General features: G+C 46.0%; 16 protein-coding genes. 4 read left to right on the top strand and 12 right to left on the bottom strand.

Annotated features, from left to right (window positions below; all coding sequences use genetic code 11):
- The first annotated feature begins 14 nt into the window (after window positions 1–14).
- The gene (gene pgi / locus AYW75_RS02650; RefSeq protein WP_067094936.1) at window positions 15–1,658 is read left to right on the top strand and encodes a glucose-6-phosphate isomerase; all 1,644 of its coding nucleotides are present in this window, start codon (window positions 15–17) and stop codon (window positions 1,656–1,658) included.
- Between the two features lie 69 nt (window positions 1,659–1,727).
- On the opposite strand, the gene AYW75_RS02645 is transcribed toward pgi, so the two are convergent.
- From AYW75_RS02645 to AYW75_RS02605, 9 genes are all read right to left on the bottom strand, one after another.
- The gene (locus tag AYW75_RS02645; RefSeq protein WP_067094934.1) at window positions 1,728–2,456 is read right to left on the bottom strand and encodes an SDR family oxidoreductase; all 729 of its coding nucleotides are present in this window, start codon (window positions 2,454–2,456) and stop codon (window positions 1,728–1,730) included.
- Between the two features lie 123 nt (window positions 2,457–2,579).
- Window positions 2,580–3,152: an Lcl C-terminal domain-containing protein gene (locus AYW75_RS02640; protein ID WP_067094931.1), complete on the bottom strand. Its 573-nt coding sequence runs from the start codon at window positions 3,150–3,152 to the stop codon at window positions 2,580–2,582.
- Entirely contained in the window at window positions 3,145–4,509 is a 1,365-nt protein-coding gene (locus AYW75_RS02635) for an Lcl C-terminal domain-containing protein (RefSeq protein WP_067094928.1), read from the bottom strand. The genes AYW75_RS02640 and AYW75_RS02635 overlap by 8 nt, the downstream gene beginning before the upstream one ends.
- A 143-nt stretch (window positions 4,510–4,652) precedes the next feature.
- A complete protein-coding gene (gene greA / locus AYW75_RS02630) occupies window positions 4,653–5,129 on the bottom strand; it encodes a transcription elongation factor GreA (RefSeq protein WP_067030337.1) in 477 nt (158 codons plus the stop codon).
- On the bottom strand, window positions 5,129–8,347 hold the full coding sequence (gene carB / locus AYW75_RS02625) for a carbamoyl-phosphate synthase large subunit (RefSeq protein WP_067094925.1): 3,219 nt from the start codon (window positions 8,345–8,347) through the stop codon (window positions 5,129–5,131). Before carB ends, greA begins: the two co-directional genes overlap by 1 nt.
- 17 nt (window positions 8,348–8,364) lie before the next feature.
- Complete coding sequence (gene carA / locus AYW75_RS02620) at window positions 8,365–9,495, bottom strand: glutamine-hydrolyzing carbamoyl-phosphate synthase small subunit (protein ID WP_067030330.1); 1,131 nt, start codon at window positions 9,493–9,495, stop codon at window positions 8,365–8,367.
- A gap of 249 nt (window positions 9,496–9,744) precedes the next feature.
- Complete coding sequence (locus tag AYW75_RS02615; RefSeq protein WP_067094922.1) at window positions 9,745–10,296, bottom strand: DJ-1 family glyoxalase III; 552 nt, start codon at window positions 10,294–10,296, stop codon at window positions 9,745–9,747.
- Between the two features lie 3 nt (window positions 10,297–10,299).
- Window positions 10,300–10,767: a ribosomal protein S18-alanine N-acetyltransferase gene (gene rimI, locus AYW75_RS02610; RefSeq protein ID WP_067094919.1), complete on the bottom strand. Its 468-nt coding sequence runs from the start codon at window positions 10,765–10,767 to the stop codon at window positions 10,300–10,302.
- A 10-nt stretch (window positions 10,768–10,777) separates the two neighbouring features.
- Window positions 10,778–11,581: a hypothetical protein gene (locus tag AYW75_RS02605; RefSeq protein WP_082856355.1), complete on the bottom strand. Its 804-nt coding sequence runs from the start codon at window positions 11,579–11,581 to the stop codon at window positions 10,778–10,780.
- A 179-nt stretch (window positions 11,582–11,760) separates the two neighbouring features.
- Here AYW75_RS02605 and AYW75_RS02600 point away from each other — a divergent pair, with 179 nt between their 5' ends.
- On the top strand, window positions 11,761–12,549 hold the full coding sequence (locus AYW75_RS02600; protein ID WP_067094916.1) for a transporter substrate-binding domain-containing protein: 789 nt from the start codon (window positions 11,761–11,763) through the stop codon (window positions 12,547–12,549).
- 11 nt (window positions 12,550–12,560) lie between these two features.
- A complete protein-coding gene (locus AYW75_RS02595; protein ID WP_067094913.1) occupies window positions 12,561–13,370 on the top strand; it encodes an amino acid ABC transporter permease in 810 nt (269 codons plus the stop codon).
- A 62-nt stretch (window positions 13,371–13,432) separates the two neighbouring features.
- Here AYW75_RS02595 and AYW75_RS02590 read toward each other — a convergent pair whose 3' ends face one another.
- From AYW75_RS02590 to AYW75_RS02580, 3 genes are all read right to left on the bottom strand, one after another.
- The gene (locus tag AYW75_RS02590; protein ID WP_231886130.1) at window positions 13,433–14,518 is read right to left on the bottom strand and encodes an alpha-hydroxy acid oxidase; all 1,086 of its coding nucleotides are present in this window, start codon (window positions 14,516–14,518) and stop codon (window positions 13,433–13,435) included.
- 28 nt (window positions 14,519–14,546) lie between these two features.
- Window positions 14,547–15,230: a Fe2+-dependent dioxygenase gene (locus AYW75_RS02585; protein WP_067094907.1), complete on the bottom strand. Its 684-nt coding sequence runs from the start codon at window positions 15,228–15,230 to the stop codon at window positions 14,547–14,549.
- 68 nt (window positions 15,231–15,298) lie between these two features.
- A complete protein-coding gene (locus AYW75_RS02580; protein ID WP_082856354.1) occupies window positions 15,299–17,545 on the bottom strand; it encodes a TonB-dependent receptor in 2,247 nt (748 codons plus the stop codon).
- A 147-nt stretch (window positions 17,546–17,692) separates the two neighbouring features.
- Here AYW75_RS02580 and AYW75_RS02575 point away from each other — a divergent pair, with 147 nt between their 5' ends.
- Window positions 17,693–18,733: an extracellular solute-binding protein gene (locus AYW75_RS02575; RefSeq protein ID WP_067094904.1), complete on the top strand. Its 1,041-nt coding sequence runs from the start codon at window positions 17,693–17,695 to the stop codon at window positions 18,731–18,733.
- Window positions 18,734–18,831: the final 98 nt, after the last annotated feature.

Here is an 18,831-nt window from a genome sequence, read left to right as displayed (position 1 = left end):
CTAGGGAGATTGTCATGAGCTCACCAACGCAACTAACCGCGTGGCAAGCACTGGCACAACATCAGCAAGATATGGCTTCGGTACATATGACCGAGCTATTTGCTGATGACGCAACACGTGCCAAGTCTTTCAAAACATCCGCTGCAGGGTGGACATTAGACTACTCTAAAAACCGAGCAAACGCCGACACCATAGAACTGCTACTACAATTAGTAGAGCAAGCAGGTATGAAACCAGCCATTGAAGGTATGTTTAGTGGCGAGCCCATTAATAACACAGAAAACCGTTCTGTGTTGCATGTCGCCCTTCGTGCTAGCAAAGCTCAAGAAACTCTAATGGTTGATGGTGTGAATGTACTGGATGAAGTGCGCAGCACATTGAAACAAATGGAGACATTCGTTTCTCAGCTACACAGTGGTGAATGGCGTGGTTACAGTGACAAGAAAATCACCGACGTCGTATCCATCGGCATTGGTGGCTCCTATCTTGGACCTAAGGTCGTTGCAGAAGCGCTAACACCCTACAAACACGATGATATCGACGTACACTTTGTCGCCAATATCGATGGATCAGACATCACAGATAAACTCAAACGACTGAATGCCGAAACCACCGTATTCATCGTCTCATCTAAGTCTTTTGGCACACTTGAAACCTTATACAATGCCAATGCCGCACGTGCTTGGTGTATTGACCAAGGCGTACCTGAAACGGATATTAAAAAGCACTTTGCTGCGGTAAGCTCGAATGTCGAGAAAGCCGTTAACTTTGGTATGGCTGAAGAAAACATCTTCCCTATGTGGGATTGGGTGGGTGGACGGTACTCACTTTGGTCTGCGATTGGACTGCCTATTGCTGTCGCCGTTGGCATGGATCATTTCTATGAGTTGCTAGATGGCGCTCACGCCATGGACGAACACTTTAAAACAGCGTCTTTTGATCAAAACCTTCCAGTAATCATGGGCGCATTAGGTGTTTGGTATAGTAACTTTCACAACGCTCAAACGCATGCCCTCATTCCTTATGATCATTACTTACGTGCCATGCCTGCACATATTCAGCAGGTAGACATGGAAAGTAACGGTAAAGCGAACTTGGTCGATGGCTCAGGTGTGAAGACCGATACAGGCCCCATCATTTGGGGAGGCGCTGGCACAAATGGTCAGCATGCTTATCATCAGTTATTACATCAAGGCACACGTCTTGTTCCAGTCGATTTCATTGCGCCCTTGAAAACACATAACCCCGTTGCTGATCACCACGCACAGCTGTTTGCAAACTGCGTCAGCCAAGCGCAAGCCTTAATGGTCGGCAAAAGCTTGGAGCAGGCAAAGCAAGAGTTACGTGATGCGGGCGCAAGTGAAACTCAAGTCGAAGAGATTGCACCGCACAAAGTGATTCCAGGGAACCGCCCAAGCAACACACTGCTGACAGAGCAACTTACCCCTTTCACAACGGGTGCGTTAATTGCTTTATACGAACACCGTACCTTTGTTCAAGGTACAATTTGGGGTATTAACTCGTTCGACCAGTGGGGTGTTGAGCTCGGCAAAGTATTGGGCACAGACATCTATAATCGCCTTGTTAATGAAACTGACAATCAGCAATTAGATGCCTCGACTCAAGCATTGATCACCGCCTTTAAAGACGCTCAATAAATACTTTTAAACGCTATCAATTAAAAAGGGCCGTCATCTTATGACGGCCCTTTTCTCATCAATGTCTTCCTATAAATCAAAGTTTGTTGGCATGACAACCACATCTCGAATGGTCATTCCTCGAGGCCGCGTTAACATAAATAAAATAATCTCAGCGATCTCACTGGCTTCAACCAAACTTCCAGACGCTTTCGCTGCCTCTAACTGCTCTTCAGGCCAATCATCCAATAAAGAGGTAATCACAGGACCTGGTGATACAGAACCAATCCGCAAACCCTCTTTAAATACCTGTCGACGCGTTGTTTGCACAAAGCAATCAATTGCCCATTTTGAAGACGCATAAACGGGCTCCCACGGTGTAGGGAAATGTGCCGCCAAGGAACTGGTAACGATAATGTCACCCGTTTTTTGAGGGACCATATGGCGAATGACATCGCGCACGTTTTTCATGACCACATTAATGTTTAGATGCAGCATTCTGTCGATCATATCGGGATCTGAGTCCACCAGATCACCACCAACATATAAACCCGCATTAGCATGAAAAATATCAAGAGGCCCTTCGGTCAAACTTATAATTTGGGGCATCAACGTTTTACAGGCATCTCTATCAAGCAAATCCATAACTAAAGGCTTTGCCTTATCGTAATCCTTGCAAACCCGCTCCAAAGCGCCTATATCACGATCCACTAACACAACCGTGGCACCAGACTCCAACATTGCTTTTGCACTGGCCCAGCCGATGCCAGATGCAGCGCCAGTAATCGCCGCATTTTTGCCGAGAAGTGATTGGTGCATAACAGTGTCCTCTGCTTAAATTTTATTAATTTGCATTCAGACACCTATTATTGACCTTAAAAAGCACGATTTCTCACACACTAAACCGCAAGAAGTAATGCTTTTTTGCGCATATGCCTAACCTTAACGGGCGTCTCGTACTAATCGAAAATACCGAACAAAGTTATACTCACCGACAGAACTTCGATCTAACACCCCTTCAGCAAAACTTACCGTCCAAACAAACGTATCACCAGAATCGTAATAGGACGTGGGAGTTGAAGAAAAAACTACCATATTATTTATTGAGTTTTGATCATCTGCCGCCTCAGTATTTTTCAGAGGGAAAACTTCTTCATTTAAAGAGGGGCGCGTACATCGCTCTTCAACTATGCTGCGTAACTCCTTTATATTTGGTAAACGCCAGTCAGTAAAGCCAGAAAATCCTGCGCTATTATTAAGGCTATCAATATGCTCTATAGCGCCCTCGAAAGTAGACTGCTGCGCGCTACCTGTACGACAATCTGTGCCAGAAAAACCCTCCACACAACGCTTCCACATCAACCCAGTCGAGTGATCCGTTACAACACCGCCTTCCTCATCAATTGTAAACCTAGTTGTTGGTGTGGTTGCCTCAATCGTAGAAGTACTGCAACCAGCGTAAGCGCTACTAACAAAAATACTTGTTAGTAACACGACTAATGATAATTTATTCATGTGCTGTCCTCACCAACATAACACCTACACTTGTACCCTTTGATAAACCATTAATTTTACCTAAATCTTGACCACTAGATCTAACATCACGTAAATAAACACGCCATGCACGACTAGAATTGTCGTAAAATGGGGATGCTGTCCAGTAGCTGTCAACCAAGGTGTCATCAGTTATCGGAAAAAAATTGGTATCCACCGCAAATGTTGAACGACGCGCAAAGTTATTACCGTAATTAATGATACTTATAAATTCATTTGCGCTAGGAAGGCGCCAATCACTGTGACCACAAAGATTTGTAAGATTCACTCGGGCTACAAATTCAGAGGTATTACAGAAGCCATCTGTATCGTTATAGCCAAAGCAAGTGTCTGGAGTATTGACGTTACTTTGTATCCCATCAGTTACACCAGAGCCACTCAAAGATGGCTCATACCAAGTAAACGCATCATCCGCATCGTGCAAACCCGAACTTAAGGTACTACCACGAGCACTATCTCCTGCCTCTTTGACTTCCCACATCAAACCACTTACATGGTCTAAGACACAACTCCAATCTTCTGAGTCAGCTGTCAACACACTGCCATCACTACTGATTTTACTAAAGCTAAAACCACCGACACCATCGACATCATCACTCGCAATTGTATCGACATCGCGTCCAAACGCACAATCTTGACCCTTTGCCCCGCGATCCCCGCCTTCACAGGCATCCAAGTGGGTATCAGAGCTGACTGCATAACGAGTCCCAGTATCATTTAATTCTCGCATTTGAGCTAAATCAGCAACATTAATACCATTATCTTGTGGAACAACCTTTTTAATCGGGCTAAAGCTACTTACTTTTGTTGACTCAGCTGATGTTTTCGCAACAACAGTAACGTAATAAGGCGTACCGTTAGTTAAATATGCCTCTGGAGAAACATAAGTCGTTCCCTCCACATTATCGAAAGCAATTAACAAATCGGCTAGACTAGTGTCTGCGGTAATCTCTTCTGTCGAATAATAAACTGTGTAAACTGCTGCATTTGGCGCGTCGTTCCAGCGCATTACTATCTGCTGATTTGCGGCCACAGCAACTAATGAAACTGGCGCTTGCAGTGCTGCATCTACAGTATAATCTACTGGACTACTTGGTTCCGTAGGTGTTGTCGGAGTCGTTGGTTCCGTAGGTGTCGTTGGCTCAGTAGGAGTCGTTGGCTCAGTAGGAGTCGTCGGCTCAGTAGGAGTCGTTGGCTCTGTAGGTGTGGTTGGGGTTGTTGGAGTTTCAACATCACCACCATTATCACCGCCCCCTTCTGATGCCCCACAACCAGTGAGAGCGATAACACAAAATAAAGGTAGAAATAGTCGCTGCATAGGACGCTTCCGTATTGAGTAAATTGAGATTGCCAGTGATACAGCTTATCGGCGAACCTTACGATATATTGACTTATAAAAACAAAAAAACGCTAAGAAGTCTCCCTCTTAGCGTTTTTTGATCATGCTAAAACACGTTTAGATTAGATGTGTTTTACCGTTTCAATTTCATAAACCACTTCACCGGCTGGAATCTTTACAACAACTTCGTCGCCTTCCATTTTACCAATGATCGCTTTTGCGATAGGTGATGCATAAGAAATCATTTTAGCTTTCACATCAGACTCATCATCACCGACGATTTTGTAAGTAACGGTTTCTTCTGTATCAACGTTAAACAAAGTTACCGTTGTTCCGAAAATCACTTTGCCAGTATGAGCAATCGCTTTCACATCGATGACTTGAGAATCCGATAGCTTACCTTCAATCTCAGAAATACGACCTTCACAAAAACCTTGCTCTTCACGAGCTGCATGATATTCAGCATTTTCTTTCAAGTCACCATGTTCACGTGCAGACGCGATGTCAGCAATCACACGTGGACGAACAACTGATTTAAGATGGTTAAGCTCAGCGCGTAAACGCGCCTCGCCTTCAACCGTCATAGGTACTTTTTTCATTATTTCCCCGTATGCAAATCTTGTAATCTTCTGACTTTGATCTCTTCGCCTTGGCTACTGATCGCAAGGCTAGTTGCTTCCGCACCCGCTAGGGTTGTGGTGTAACACACCTTACCTTGCAACGCTGTACGACGAATAACCGAAGAGTCCGCAATCGCTTGCGTACCAGAAGTTGTATTAATAATGTAGCTGATATCGCCGTTTTTCAACATATCAACAACATGTGGGCGACCTTCATTAACCTTGTTTACTTTCTTAACTTCAACACCGTGCTCCGTTAGGTACTTAGCTGTACCACCCGTTGCAATCAATTTGAAGCCTAATCCAACAAGGCGTTTTGCCACATCTACAGAGCCAGGCTTGTCTTGATCACGTACTGAGATAAACGCATTACCAGACGTCGGCAACACCGTACCGCCACCCAACACAGCTTTACCAAAGGCTTCAGCGAACGTATCACCAACACCCATTACTTCACCCGTAGATTTCATCTCAGGGCCAAGAATTGGGTCAACTCCTTGGAACTTGTTGAACGGGAAGACTGCTTCTTTCACACTGTAGTAGCCAGGAATAATTTCTTCCGTAAAGCCTAGTTCAGCAAGTGATTTACCTGCCATAACCAATGCCGCTACTTGTGCAAGTGAGCGACCGATACACTTAGAAACAAATGGAACCGTACGAGATGCACGAGGGTTCACCTCGATCACGTAGATTTCACCGTCTTGCACAGCAAGTTGTGTATTCATCAGACCAATAACGCCTAGCTCAAGCGCCATGTTCTTAATCATCGCACGAATGTCATCTTGAACATCCGCTGACAAAGAGTAAGGCGGTAATGAACAAGCTGAGTCACCAGAGTGAACACCTGCTTGTTCAATGTGTTGCATGATGCCGCCAATCACAACTTCTTTACCATCAGAGATACAATCGATATCGATCTCGATCGCTGAGTTCAAGAAGTGATCAAGCAATACTGGGCTGTCGTTAGACACTTTCACTGCCGACGTCATGTAGCGCGTCAGTTCTTTCTCGTTATAAACGATTTCCATAGCACGACCACCCAGTACGTACGACGGGCGTACAACCAGTGGATAACCAATTTCAGCCGCTTTCACAATCGCTTGCTCCGTAGAGCGAACCGTCGCGTTTTTAGGTTGCTTATAACCTAAACGCTGGATCATGCTTTGGAAGCGTTCACGGTCTTCGGCACGGTCAATCGCTTCTGGTGTGGTACCGATGATTGGCACACCTTCGTTTTGTAGAGCACGCGCAATTTTAAGCGGCGTTTGGCCACCAAACTGTACAATCACACCTGTTGGCTTCTCTTTACGAACGATCTCAAGTACGTCTTCAAGCGTTACCGGTTCAAAGTACAAGCGATCAGACGTATCGTAGTCAGTCGAAACCGTTTCAGGGTTACAGTTAACCATGATGGTTTCGAAGCCATCTTCGCGTAACCCTAGCGCTGCGTGCACACAGCAGTAGTCAAACTCGATACCTTGACCGATACGGTTTGGACCACCACCTAGGATAATGATTTTCTCTTTATCACTCGGCGCAGCTTCACATTCGTCTTCGTATGTCGAGTACATGTAAGCCGTGTTAGAGGCAAACTCTGCGGCACAAGTATCAACACGCTTGTACACTGGATGTACGTTTACAAGATAACGACGCTCACGAAGAGACTTCTCAGTTACGTCTAGCAATGTTGCTAAACGTGCATCTGAGAAACCTTTGCGCTTTAGACGGCGCATGTAGTCGTAATCAAGCTCAGCAAGACCCGTCACTTTCAGCGCTTGCTCTTCTTTAATCAGGTCTTCGATTTGCACCAAGAACCATGGATCGACACCCGTTAGCTCGTAAATCTCTTCCATGCTCATACCGGCACGGAAGGCATCACCGATGTACCAAATACGATCTGCACCCGGCGCTTTCAGCTCACGCTGCAAAATTTCTTTGCTTGCATCATCTTCAAGATCAAGCTGTGGATTGAAACCGTCAGAGCCTGTTTCAAGACCACGCAATGCTTTCTGCATCGACTCTTGGAACGTACGGCCAATCGCCATGACCTCACCAACCGACTTCATTTGCGTCGTTAGGCGATCGTTTGCCGTTGGGAATTTTTCGAAGGTGAAACGCGGAATTTTCGTTACAACGTAGTCGATTGAAGGCTCGAAACTTGCTGGCGTTAGTCCACCGGTAATATCGTTTTGCAGCTCATCAAGGGTGTAACCAATCGCCAATTTCGCAGCGATTTTTGCGATTGGGAAGCCCGTTGCTTTCGAAGCCAATGCAGATGAACGTGATACACGTGGATTCATCTCAATAACAACAAGACGACCTGTTTCTGGGTCCATACCGAACTGTACGTTCGAACCGCCTGTTTCGACACCGATTTCACGCAGTACCGCCAACGAGGCGTTACGCATGATTTGGTATTCTTTGTCTGTCAGAGTTTGTGCTGGCGCAACTGTGATCGAGTCACCAGTGTGAACACCCATGGCATCGAAGTTTTCGATGGCACAGACAATGATACAGTTGTCGTTTTTGTCACGAACAACTTCCATCTCGTACTCTTTCCAACCGATCAGAGATTCGTCGATTAGAAGTTCGTTGGTTGGCGATAGATCCAAACCACGCGTACAGATTTCTTCAAACTCTTCCATGTTGTAAGCGATACCACCACCGGTACCACCCATAGTGAAAGAAGGACGAATAATACAAGGAAGACCAACTTCGCTTTGTACTTTCAACGCTTCTTCCATGTTGTGTGCAATGCCAGCACGTGGACATTCAAGACCAATGGCTTTCATTGCTTCATCAAAACGGTGACGGTCTTCTGCTTTATCAATCGCATCCGCTGTCGCACCAATCATCTCAACATTGTATTTCGCCAAGACACCGTGACGCTCAAGATCCAGCGCACAGTTCAATGCTGTTTGACCACCCATTGTCGGAAGCACCGCATCTGGACGCTCTTTTTCGATGATTTTCTCAACCGTTTGCCATTCAATAGGCTCGATGTACGTTGCGTCCGCCATAACAGGGTCTGTCATGATGGTCGCAGGGTTCGAGTTAACTAGAATCACTCGGAAGCCTTCTTCACGAAGGGCTTTACAGGCTTGTGCACCTGAATAGTCAAATTCACAGGCCTGACCGATAACAATCGGGCCAGCACCCAAGATTAAGACGCTTTTTATGTCAGTACGTTTTGGCATAGTCTTCTCGTTCTCGCTCAGGCTTTCGTTGCTTTGATGTTGTCAATGAACTGATCGAACAATGGAGCCACATCATGTGGACCAGGGCTCGCTTCAGGGTGGCCCTGGAAGCTGAACGCTTTTTTATCAGTACGTGCAATACCTTGAAGAGAGCTGTCGAACAAAGATTTGTGAGTCGCTTCAAGGTTCGCTGGCAACGTCGCTTCATCGACTGCGAAACCGTGGTTCTGGCTGGTAATCATCACACGGCCAGACTTGATGTCTTGAACCGGATGGTTTGCACCGTGATGACCAAACTTCATTTTTACGGTTTGAGCACCGCTTGCTAAGGCAAGCAGTTGGTGGCCTAGACAAATACCGAAAACGGGGATTTCAGTTTCTAGGATCTCTTTGATCGCATTGATTGCGTAATCACATGGCTCTGGGTCACCTGGGCCATTTGACAAGAAAACACCATCTGGATTCATAGCTAGCACGTCGCTCGCCGGTGTTTTCGCAGGTACCACTGTCAAGCGGCAACCACGCTCAACCAGCATACGCAAAATGTTTGTTTTAACACCAAAATCATACGCCACAACGTGGAATGGGAATTCGCTAGGTGTTGTGTGACCCTTTACTAAATCCCACGTAGACTCAGTCCACTCGTAAGACTTTTCAGTTGTCACTTCTTTGGCTAAATCCATGCCTTTCAAACCAGGGAAAGCTTGCGCTTGTGCAACAGCTTCCTCTTCGTTGATGCTATCACCTGCCATAATACAGCCAGCTAGAGCACCTTTCTCTCGTAGAATACGCGTCAGTTTACGTGTATCAATGTCCGCAATACCCACAACGCCTTTACGTTTAAGGTAGTCATCTAACGTCTCTTGTTGACGCCAGCTGCTAGAGCGTAGAGGTAAATCACGGATAATCAGGCCCGAACACCAAATTTGGTTAGACTCTTCGTCTTCGGCGTTAACGCCAGTGTTACCAATATGTGGGTAGGTCAACGTGACCATTTGTCGAGCATAGGAAGGGTCGGTAAGAATTTCTTGATAACCGGTCATAGAGGTGTTAAATACAACCTCTGCGGTTGAGGAGCCATCTGCCCCGATCGACACCCCTCTGAATATCGTGCCGTCTTCCAGAGCAAGAATCGCTGATGTTGCCAAAGGAACCTCCCGTTAAAGCCTATTTTAGGTTGCAAAAAAGCGAGGTAAACTCGTGGTCCACCTCGCTTTCATAAAATTTCGCTGATGTCGTCGGCATAACTACTGCTTTTTATGAGTTGCCGCGACTAAATAAATCTGATCAATTTTACTCTTATATGGCATTTTCGTCCAGACAAAACACAACCGCAAACCACAAAGTTTGTCGATATTTACGACTTTTCAATTGACCATTCAGACAAGATTAAGCATTTAGCACAACAAGCCTTGCGCGACGTCTTGTGTTTTCTCAATCCCTTCTAAGTTTGCTAGAACCGCCAGCGAAAAAGCCATTGCCATTGCCGGGCCTTGCCCAGTGATCACATTACCATCCATCACTACAGGTTGGTCGGCAATGTACTCCGCCCCCGTCAAACCCTTTTCAAAACCTGGGTAACAAGTCGCTTGTTTATCAACGACAAAACCATGTGTTCCAAAAACAACGGCTGGTGATGCACAGATAGCGGCCAAAAGGGCATCTTGGATATCGTGCTTTTCCAGCATATCAATTAATAACTGACTGTCTCGTAAATGCTCAGCACCTGGCATACCGCCGGGCAGAACAATAGCATCAAACATTTGCTCAGCCACATCCGTCAATAACACATCAGCAGCAAGATTCGTTCCATTGGCTGCCTTGACTTGCTTATCTTCATGCACGCTTGCCACGGTCAAGTCGACACCACCACGACGTAGCACATCGATAATGGTGATCGCTTCAATGTCTTCACTGCCGTTGGCAATCGGTACCAGTACTGTCGTCATAAACTATCTCTCTTTTTTCAGTTTGCATGTCATGAGCACGGCATGTTCATGACCGCCCTCAGCTAATGAGTAATAGTTTTTACGTGAACCAACCTGTTCAAAGCCAAACTGCTTATATAAAGCGATCGCACCTTGGTTCGATTCACGTACCTCTAATAATCCTTCTGTACAGCCTTGATTACCAGCCCAGTCTAACCATTGTTGCAGCAATCGTTTACCTAACCCTAGCCGGCGTTTCGAGGCATCGGTAACCACTAACTCTAGTTCAGATTGATCAAACAAAGCAGAAGCCGTTAACCAGCCAACGAGATGCGACTTTTCCGTACTTTCCAATACCCAATTCTGTCGACTTTGGAGCGCCTCCCTAATCAAGCCTTCACTCCAAGGATGCGGGTCAGATGACCGCTCTAACGCATCAATCGCCTCAGCATCAGATAGCGTTGCCTCTCGCAACATATATTGATTCGTCATATTCACCTTTTTAGCGAAAGCTCAATTGCATGATCTTCCAAGCCTCTTTACGCAGCTCTGGGATGCGCAACATCTGCGGTAGACTGTCTACTTTAGCGTTTGGTAGTAGCTTTAAAGCATGCTCATCAGGCAAAGTTTCAAAGAACTGAATACTTTGCTCACCCGCTAAAATGATCCATTGTGGGGTTTGACCTGAAAGCTGATTACTCAAGAATTGCTCAAACCCACCAAGTGCCCAATCCTTTCGCACAATCAGATAACGGTTTTTTAACTTTCCGGGCCAAACAAACTGTCCACTGTTCCAATCACTGATGTCTTGTTTCAACAATGCTTTAGCAAGGCTTATCGCCAGTTTATCTAACGCTTCAGGCTCGTTAAATGAACGCGGCAAATCCGTCAACAGTAACAGTCGCCCCGCCAACAAATACCCATTCAATTGAACGGAGGTAGGCAAGCCTTGTACCGTTTCAGGCAACGCCACATTAGGAACGGCTATCGTTTCCTCTATAGGTTGAAGGTCTTCTACAATGACCTCGGGCGCCGCACCAAGCTGACGACGTAAATCGGCGACTGATGCATCTTTCTGTTGTGGCTCAACGACCGGCGCAGGCCGTTCAACAGACCGAAAAGACGCCCCATCCTCGACAGTCGGCGCAATCGATTGCACACCGTCAGCACGCAGCCAAGGTTGCGGCGAGCGAAAAACCTCACCATGAACGGGTGATGTGCCATGCATCCAACTCACCACACCTAATTCATTTAGGCTGTGCGTTTGGAAGGCTTGATGATGTGACAATTCACGGGACAAGTTCATAGCACCTTAATAGATCAATAATGAAGGGAATTATACGCACAGGAACGAAGCGCGCCAAACGCCTTAATAATAAGTTTAATATTTTTTTTAACCGATGCGTCAAGATTTCATAGAGGCTCTTATTTTGCATGCGTATAATGCTTTATTTCCAGTCAAGATCGTGCAACTAAAGGTTCCCTATGAAAAAATCATTACTCAGCATTGCCAACATCCTTCTGCTAAGCCTATCGTCTTTTTCCTACGCGGACACCTTACCCGACCTTAAAGGACAAACGATTGTTGCAGTCACAGAGAATGCTTACACACCGCTCAACTTCATCGACCCTAAAACAGGTGAAGGCATTGGTTGGGAATACGATGCTTTTAATGAAATTGCCAAACGCTTAAATGCAAAAGTAGATTGGCAACTGAGTAGCTGGGACACCATGATTCAAGGTGTAAAGCAAGGCCAATATGATGTAGGCATGGACGGCATTACCATCAATGAAGAGCGTAAGCAGCAAGTCGATTTCTCTGACCCCTATATGGTTTCGGAACAATTCATGCTAGTAAGAGCCGATGAAGAGCGCTTTTCAAATGCCCAAGAATTTGCCGCGAACGATGACCTATATTTTGGTGCCCAACCTGCTACGACCAACTTTTATGTCGCCGTTTATGACGTGCTGGATGGTGATGAAACGAACCCTCGTATAAGCCTGTTTGAAACTTTTGGTGCATCGGTTCAAGCTCTTAAAACCGGTGACGTTGACTCGGTTTTGATGGACAGTACATCTGCTCGCGGTTACATGGGAGCAAACCCAGGTGCCTTTAAAGTGGTCGGGGGAGCGCTGGGGGCCGAGGCTTTTGGCTTTATTTTTACTCCCGGCTCAGCATTCATTGAACCTGTCAATGCGGCCATCAAAAGCATGCGAGAAGACGGTACAATGAATGCCCTTAACCAGAAATGGTTTTTTGATTACAACCAATAGTCACTCCTTATATGCCCACTAAACACTATTTTAATAAATTACCATGGTGGCTATTAGCTACTGTGGTGCTCGGGGCGCTTTTAGGCTGGAATATTATTGCCGATCAGAGCTATCAAGATATCACTCGCACGCTTAGCAAAGGCTTGCTGACGACCATTGGCGTCACTCTTTGTGCATTCGTTTTGGCATCTTTACTAGGCCTGATGGTTGCGATCGCGGGATTTTCAAAATGGCGACTCATTCGTGAGTTTTCGCGCTTCTACGTTGAAATATTACGTGGCATCCCTGTACTTGTTCTGCTTTTTTATATTGCTTTTGTTGGTGCACCTGAGTTGATTAAACTCTGGAACTGGGCGCTACAAAAACCAATCGAATGGGGATTGTTAGACAAAGCTCGTACAAGAGATTTCACTTTACTGTGGCGTGCTATTTTGGCGCTAGCAATTAGCTACAGCGCTTTTATAGCAGAAGTTTTTCGTGCTGGTATCCAAGAAGTGAATAAAGGACAAATCGAAGCCGCTCAAGCCTTAGGCCTCAGCAGCTGGCAACGCTTCCGTCTCATCATTTGGCCGCAAGCTCTGCGCAAGATCCTTCCTCCGCTTGGCAATGATTTTGTGGCACTTATCAAAGACTCCTCTTTAGTATCGGTACTGGGAGTACAAGACATTACTCAACTGGGTAAAATCTATAGTTCCTCTACTTTCCAGTTCTTTGAGACTTACAACGTCGTTGCCTTTATGTATTTAACATTAACCCTAAGTCTGTCTTTAATAATTCGTTCTTTCGAAAAATACCTGCGACGTCATGAGGACCTTCGCTAATCAGCCTTACACCTCAAGTGGCCATATAAGATTGCTTGAGGTGTAAACCTAAGTGACCTCTTCTAATAAAGTGATGTGCCTGTTATGTCCTTGACCTGCGCTATGCCAGCCAAGGCCATCGTCACCTCAAACTCTTCGCGCAGAATACGTAACATATGAGCTACCCCAGATGCCCCCGCTACGGCAAGTGCATAGAACTGAGGCCGCCCAATTAAAACCGCATCTGCACCCAAGGCAATCGCCTTAAACACATCGGTACCACGCTCTATTGCACCGTCCAGCAGAACCGTAAACTCAGCACCTACTGCTTCACGTACCGCTGCAACCACCTCAATAGCACTCGGTACACAGTCTAAAGTACGTCCACCGTGATTAGAGACAATCACACCTTGAGCACCCATTTCTTTAGCTTTAAGTGCGTCCGCTGGGTGCAGGACACCTTTAATGATCACAGGGATTTCAGTTTGTTCAATCAACCATGCCACATCGCTCCAGTTTGGAGCCTCACTCATCATGCCTTGAAAAACGATGCTTTGCTCCGGAGTGAAAGCCTGACGCGGCAACTCTGGTCGATCTTTTAAATTTACCGCTTCGATCCCTTCGGGCAAGGCAAATTTAGCTCGCTGAGCACGGTTGCGAATACCATGAATAGCCGAATCTACAGTCAATACGAGTGCTTGAAAGCCCGCTTTTTCGGCACGCCGAATGAGGCTTAGAGTAAAATTACGATCTAACTGCCAATACAATTGGAACCATTTTTCCGAACTGAGCTCTTGGCTGATAGACTCCATTTCCACCGATGACAAAGTACTGACCATCATCCCCACTTCCAAAGCACTGGCGGCCTTAGCGGTTGCAATCTCGCCTTGCTCATGAGCCATTTTTTGAAATGCTACCGGTGCCAGCATTATCGGCGTACGCCAAGTTTGGCCAAGCACCGTCGTATGGGAGCTTCCCTTGCTTACATCATTTAGCATTCGAGGTAGAATTTTTATGTCATTCAAAGCATCACGATTATGATTCAAGGTCACTTCATCGCCACCACCACCATAGACATACTCAAAAATCGCATGGGGTAAAACCCCTTTAGCAAGACGCTCATAGTCCGCCACACATAAAGCATCTTCTGGAATCGCTGCATAACTCACGGTCAGGTTACCTTCTTAAACAATACAATTATGTGTCCGCATGCAAGCGGATTAGTCGATGATAAACAGCATTCAGTTTTACGGTTTCGGTATCCGTTGCGCCGCGTTCAGCGGTGAGCTGTTGAATACTCTGATCTAGGTCGAACAACACCTCGCGCAGTTCATGATCACGCACCATACTTTCAATCCAGAAAAAACTCGCTAAACGCTGCCCCTTCGTTACAGGGCTAACTTGATGCAAACTGGTTGAGGGATACAGCACCATATCCCCAGCTTTTAACTTAACCTTCTGTTCACCGTAACGATCTTGAATACACAACTCACCACCTTCGTAGTCTTCTGGGTTATTCAAAAAGAGGGTCGCCGATAAATCAGTGCGCAGACGGATCGCTGTATTGGGAATAAGGCGAATGGCGTTATCCACATGCCAGCCGTAGGTACCACCATCCTGATACGAATTAAACATGGGCGGTAAGATTTTCAATGGCAAGGCCGCAGAGATAAAGCGTGACTGCTCTGCCAAGACTTGCAGAATATGGTCACCCAACTGTTGTGCTAGCTTGCTATTTGGATCAATCTGCCGATTTTGTTTTACGCTAATCGCCTGACCACCGGCTGTGGCTGCGCCATCCTGCCATTCTGCGTGGCTTAAATGTTGATGATACTGAGCCAATTCATGGACACTTAGTACCTCCGGTATGATCGTCACCATATGAGCCTCATAAACGATAAAAGGCCTCCACTTTATTAAGTGGAGGCCTGAGCTTGATAAATGCGAACTTAGAACTGGTAGTTCGCAGTTAGACTGACAGAGCGTGCATCACCAATAAAGATGATGTCACCACCACGGTAGACAGCTGTGTAGTAGTCTTCATCTGTTACGTTCTGAATATTGGCTTGCAGATCAAAGTTTTCCGTCACTTGGTAAGTCGCAAATAGATCGTACACAGTGTAAGACGGTAGCTTGATCACACTGTCAGCCGATGCACCCGCATCCGGTTGACCACCGATGATCTCGCTTGAGTACGTCATCGCACCACCCAATGCAAAGTCAGGTGTCACCATGTATTTCGCTTGAGCATACAAACTCTTCTCAGCGAAGTTCGCTTTTGGACGACCCACATTATCTTGATTGTAAGATTCCAAGGTTTCAGAATCCATAACCGCCATCCCCAATTGGCCGCTTAGCTTGTCAGTAATGTTACCCGATAGGCCTAGCTCTACACCACGAACTCGGTTCTTACCGGTATTCAAAGAACCGCCGCTTTGGTACGAGTCATTCCCTCCTTCGATAACATCATCTTTAGTAATTTGGAACAAAGCACTGGTTAGCAGCAATTTATGATCCATTAGCTGCCACTTGGTACCGATTTCGTAATTTGTTGACTGCTCAGGATCGGCCGTTGAGTAGTTACCATCAGCATCGGTACACAGACCACCGTAGCCACAGTTAGTACCAGCATCTGACTCGCCTCCGTTGATATTAGACGACGTCGACCAAGTAGCGTAGACGTTACCGTGTTCCCAAGGAGAGTACACTGCGCCTAGCTGACCATTCCAGAAACCATCAGAGAATTGATAGTTGGTATCTGGGTAACTATTACCACGGCTCGTGTAGGCAGGCACAAACATCTCGTAGTCAAAGTGATCGTAACGTACACCTCCACTCACTTCCCAATCGTCATTCAACGTCACTGTATCGCTTAAATAAGCTGAAACAGTTTCAAGCGTCAGCATGCTACGAGCCGCATTACGAGAGTAAGAACCTTGCCATAGATTATTGTTGGTATTGGTGTCAGTAAGAGCGTAGCTATTCGTTGTATTGACCGAGTAGTTGCCAGCATCCACCTCTTCCCGAGCGTATTCCACACCCATCACAACGGTATTGCGTTTACCAAACAGATCACCATCCCATAGGAAGTTAGTTTGGTTACCTAGATATTCGTTTTCTTGCCAGCCAGTAAAGGTACGGTGGTTATTATCAAAGAAAGGACGCGCATCTTGGTTCGAGACGATATAATCGTTTTTAGTTTCACCGTAACGGGTTTTGTTCTGTAAGCGCAAGTTATTGGTCAAATAAGCATCAACGGTCAGCGTCGCAATATCGGCTTCATTATCTCTAAAATCTAAACCCTTTTGGCCCACATAATCACGATCAATAATGTTACCGGTGCTGCGATCAATTTTGTTACCCACATCGTCTTTGTCATCGGCACGGAAGTAATAGTAATCGGCACTGATCAACACATCAGGGTTCACCTCATGGGTACCCGATAGCAAGAAACCTTCGCGCTGCTCATCCGCTGGGGCACGATCAGGAATATCACGTTCAGAGTAAAGCGCATTGAAACGTACAGCAGAGTCTTCACCAATGACTTTATTTGTATCTAAGGTGTAGCGCTGTTTGTTATCCGTTCCCAACGTGCCACTCAAGTTCGTAAAGTCGTCATCTAGGGAGGCTTTTTTGGTAACCGAGTTCACCGCACCACCTGTAGTCCCTCGACCACCAAAGGTTGAACTTGGTCCCTTAGTAATCTCCACTTGGTCTAAGGCAAACGTCTCACGAGTGATGAGTCCCGGCTCACGTAAACCGTCGGTGTAAACATCACTTCGGGCCTCATAACCACGAATGATGTAACGATCCCCGAACGAGTTACCGCCCTCACCGGTTCCCAATGTGATACCAGGTTGTGCACTTAGAATCGACTCCAGATCCGTTTTACCCGATTCTTCAATGGCATCCTTGGTTAGTACTGTAATGGTTTTGGGAGTTTCCGCGATATCTCGAGCGTACTTGATGTCAGACATGCGATTCGCTTTATAAGGCGCATCAGGCTCAGCGTAGGGATTTGCATCCGCTGCCATTTGCTGACCTTCAACCACCAAGGCATCTAGGCTTTTGGTATTTTCTTGTGCATACGCTGCGCCCGATAAAGCGCTTGATACAGCCATTGCTAGCGCAGTCAATTTTATTGGTGAGCGGAGTGTAACTGGCTCTTCCTTGGTAACAGTCAAGATATTAGACACGCGAAACCTCAAATAGTAATAAGAATTAAAATCAATTGAAAACACTGCTTATTATTTGCAAATAAGAACGATTGTCAATACTATTAGCAATAATTATCTATCTTGGTATCCTTTTTTACACGCAGTCATTACATTAGGTATTTACTCATGGCACATACAAACGCTTCTATTTCGCTACTCATGGGAGCTGCGATAGCATTAAATTTTTTGCCGACACAGGCGCAAGCTCGCGGTGAGATCAACATTTATTCAGCGCGAAAGGAAGCTCTGATTGCTCCCGTTTTGGAAGCCTATTCCAATAAGTATCATGTACAAGTCAACCTTATTACGGGTAATGCAGATACACTACTGCACCGTTTGAAAACAGAAGGGAACGCCAGCCCAGCAGACATTTTTATCACAGTGGATGCCGGACGCTTACATCGCGCCAAGCAAGAAGGCGTACTACGCCAACTCGAATCAGATACGATAGTCGAAAACATACCGGCTCATCTTCGAGACTCTGAAGACTATTGGGTAAGCTTGTCACGACGTTCACGTGTTATTTTCTATAACCCGAAGACCGTGAACAAAAATGAGCTCTCTACTTACGAAGACTTAGCCAACCCGAAATGGCGTGGCCGTATATGCACCCGCTCATCGGCAAACATTTATAACCAATCTCTGGTTGCTTCCATGATTGCCGCCAATGGAGAAGAAGCAACAGGAAAATGGATTAATAATTTCGTTGCTAACCTTGCCCGACCACCTTTCGGTGGTGACACAGACCTATTACGTGCTGTTGAAGCTGGCGTCTGTGACATCACCTTAGCCAATACCTATTATTACGGTCGCTTGGGTCACAGTGATGATCCAGCTATGAAAGCTGTTTACGATCACGTTGCGCTCTTTTGGCCGAACCAAGCGGCAGGTGAACGTGGCGCGCATGTCAATGTCAGCGGTATTGGCATCACAAATTCAGCCACCAATGTTCGCAATGCACGTCGCTTGATCGAGTTCTTAGTCAATCATGAAAGCCAAGCATGGTATGCTGAAGCCAACAACGAGTATCCGGTTATTGAAGGCGTAGCCTATCCAAGTACTTTAGAGCCATTTGGAAAATTCAAAGCGGATTCTTTGCAGCTTGACAAGCTTGGAGAAAATAACCGCCTAGCGACAGAGTTAATGGACGCTAATGGCTGGAAATAACTCGTAATAAAATACAAAAAGCCCCGCAATTGTTACCAACTGCGGGGCTACATGAAAGCCATTTGTTTACACCATCAATAGGATAATAAAGCAATCAC

It is taken from the genome of Marinomonas atlantica (assembly GCF_001639725.1).
GTDB classification, from domain to species: Bacteria; Pseudomonadota; Gammaproteobacteria; order Pseudomonadales; family Marinomonadaceae; genus Marinomonas; species Marinomonas atlantica.
Note: the sequence above shows the minus strand (reverse complement) of the source record. Positions and strands in the feature narration are given on the sequence as shown.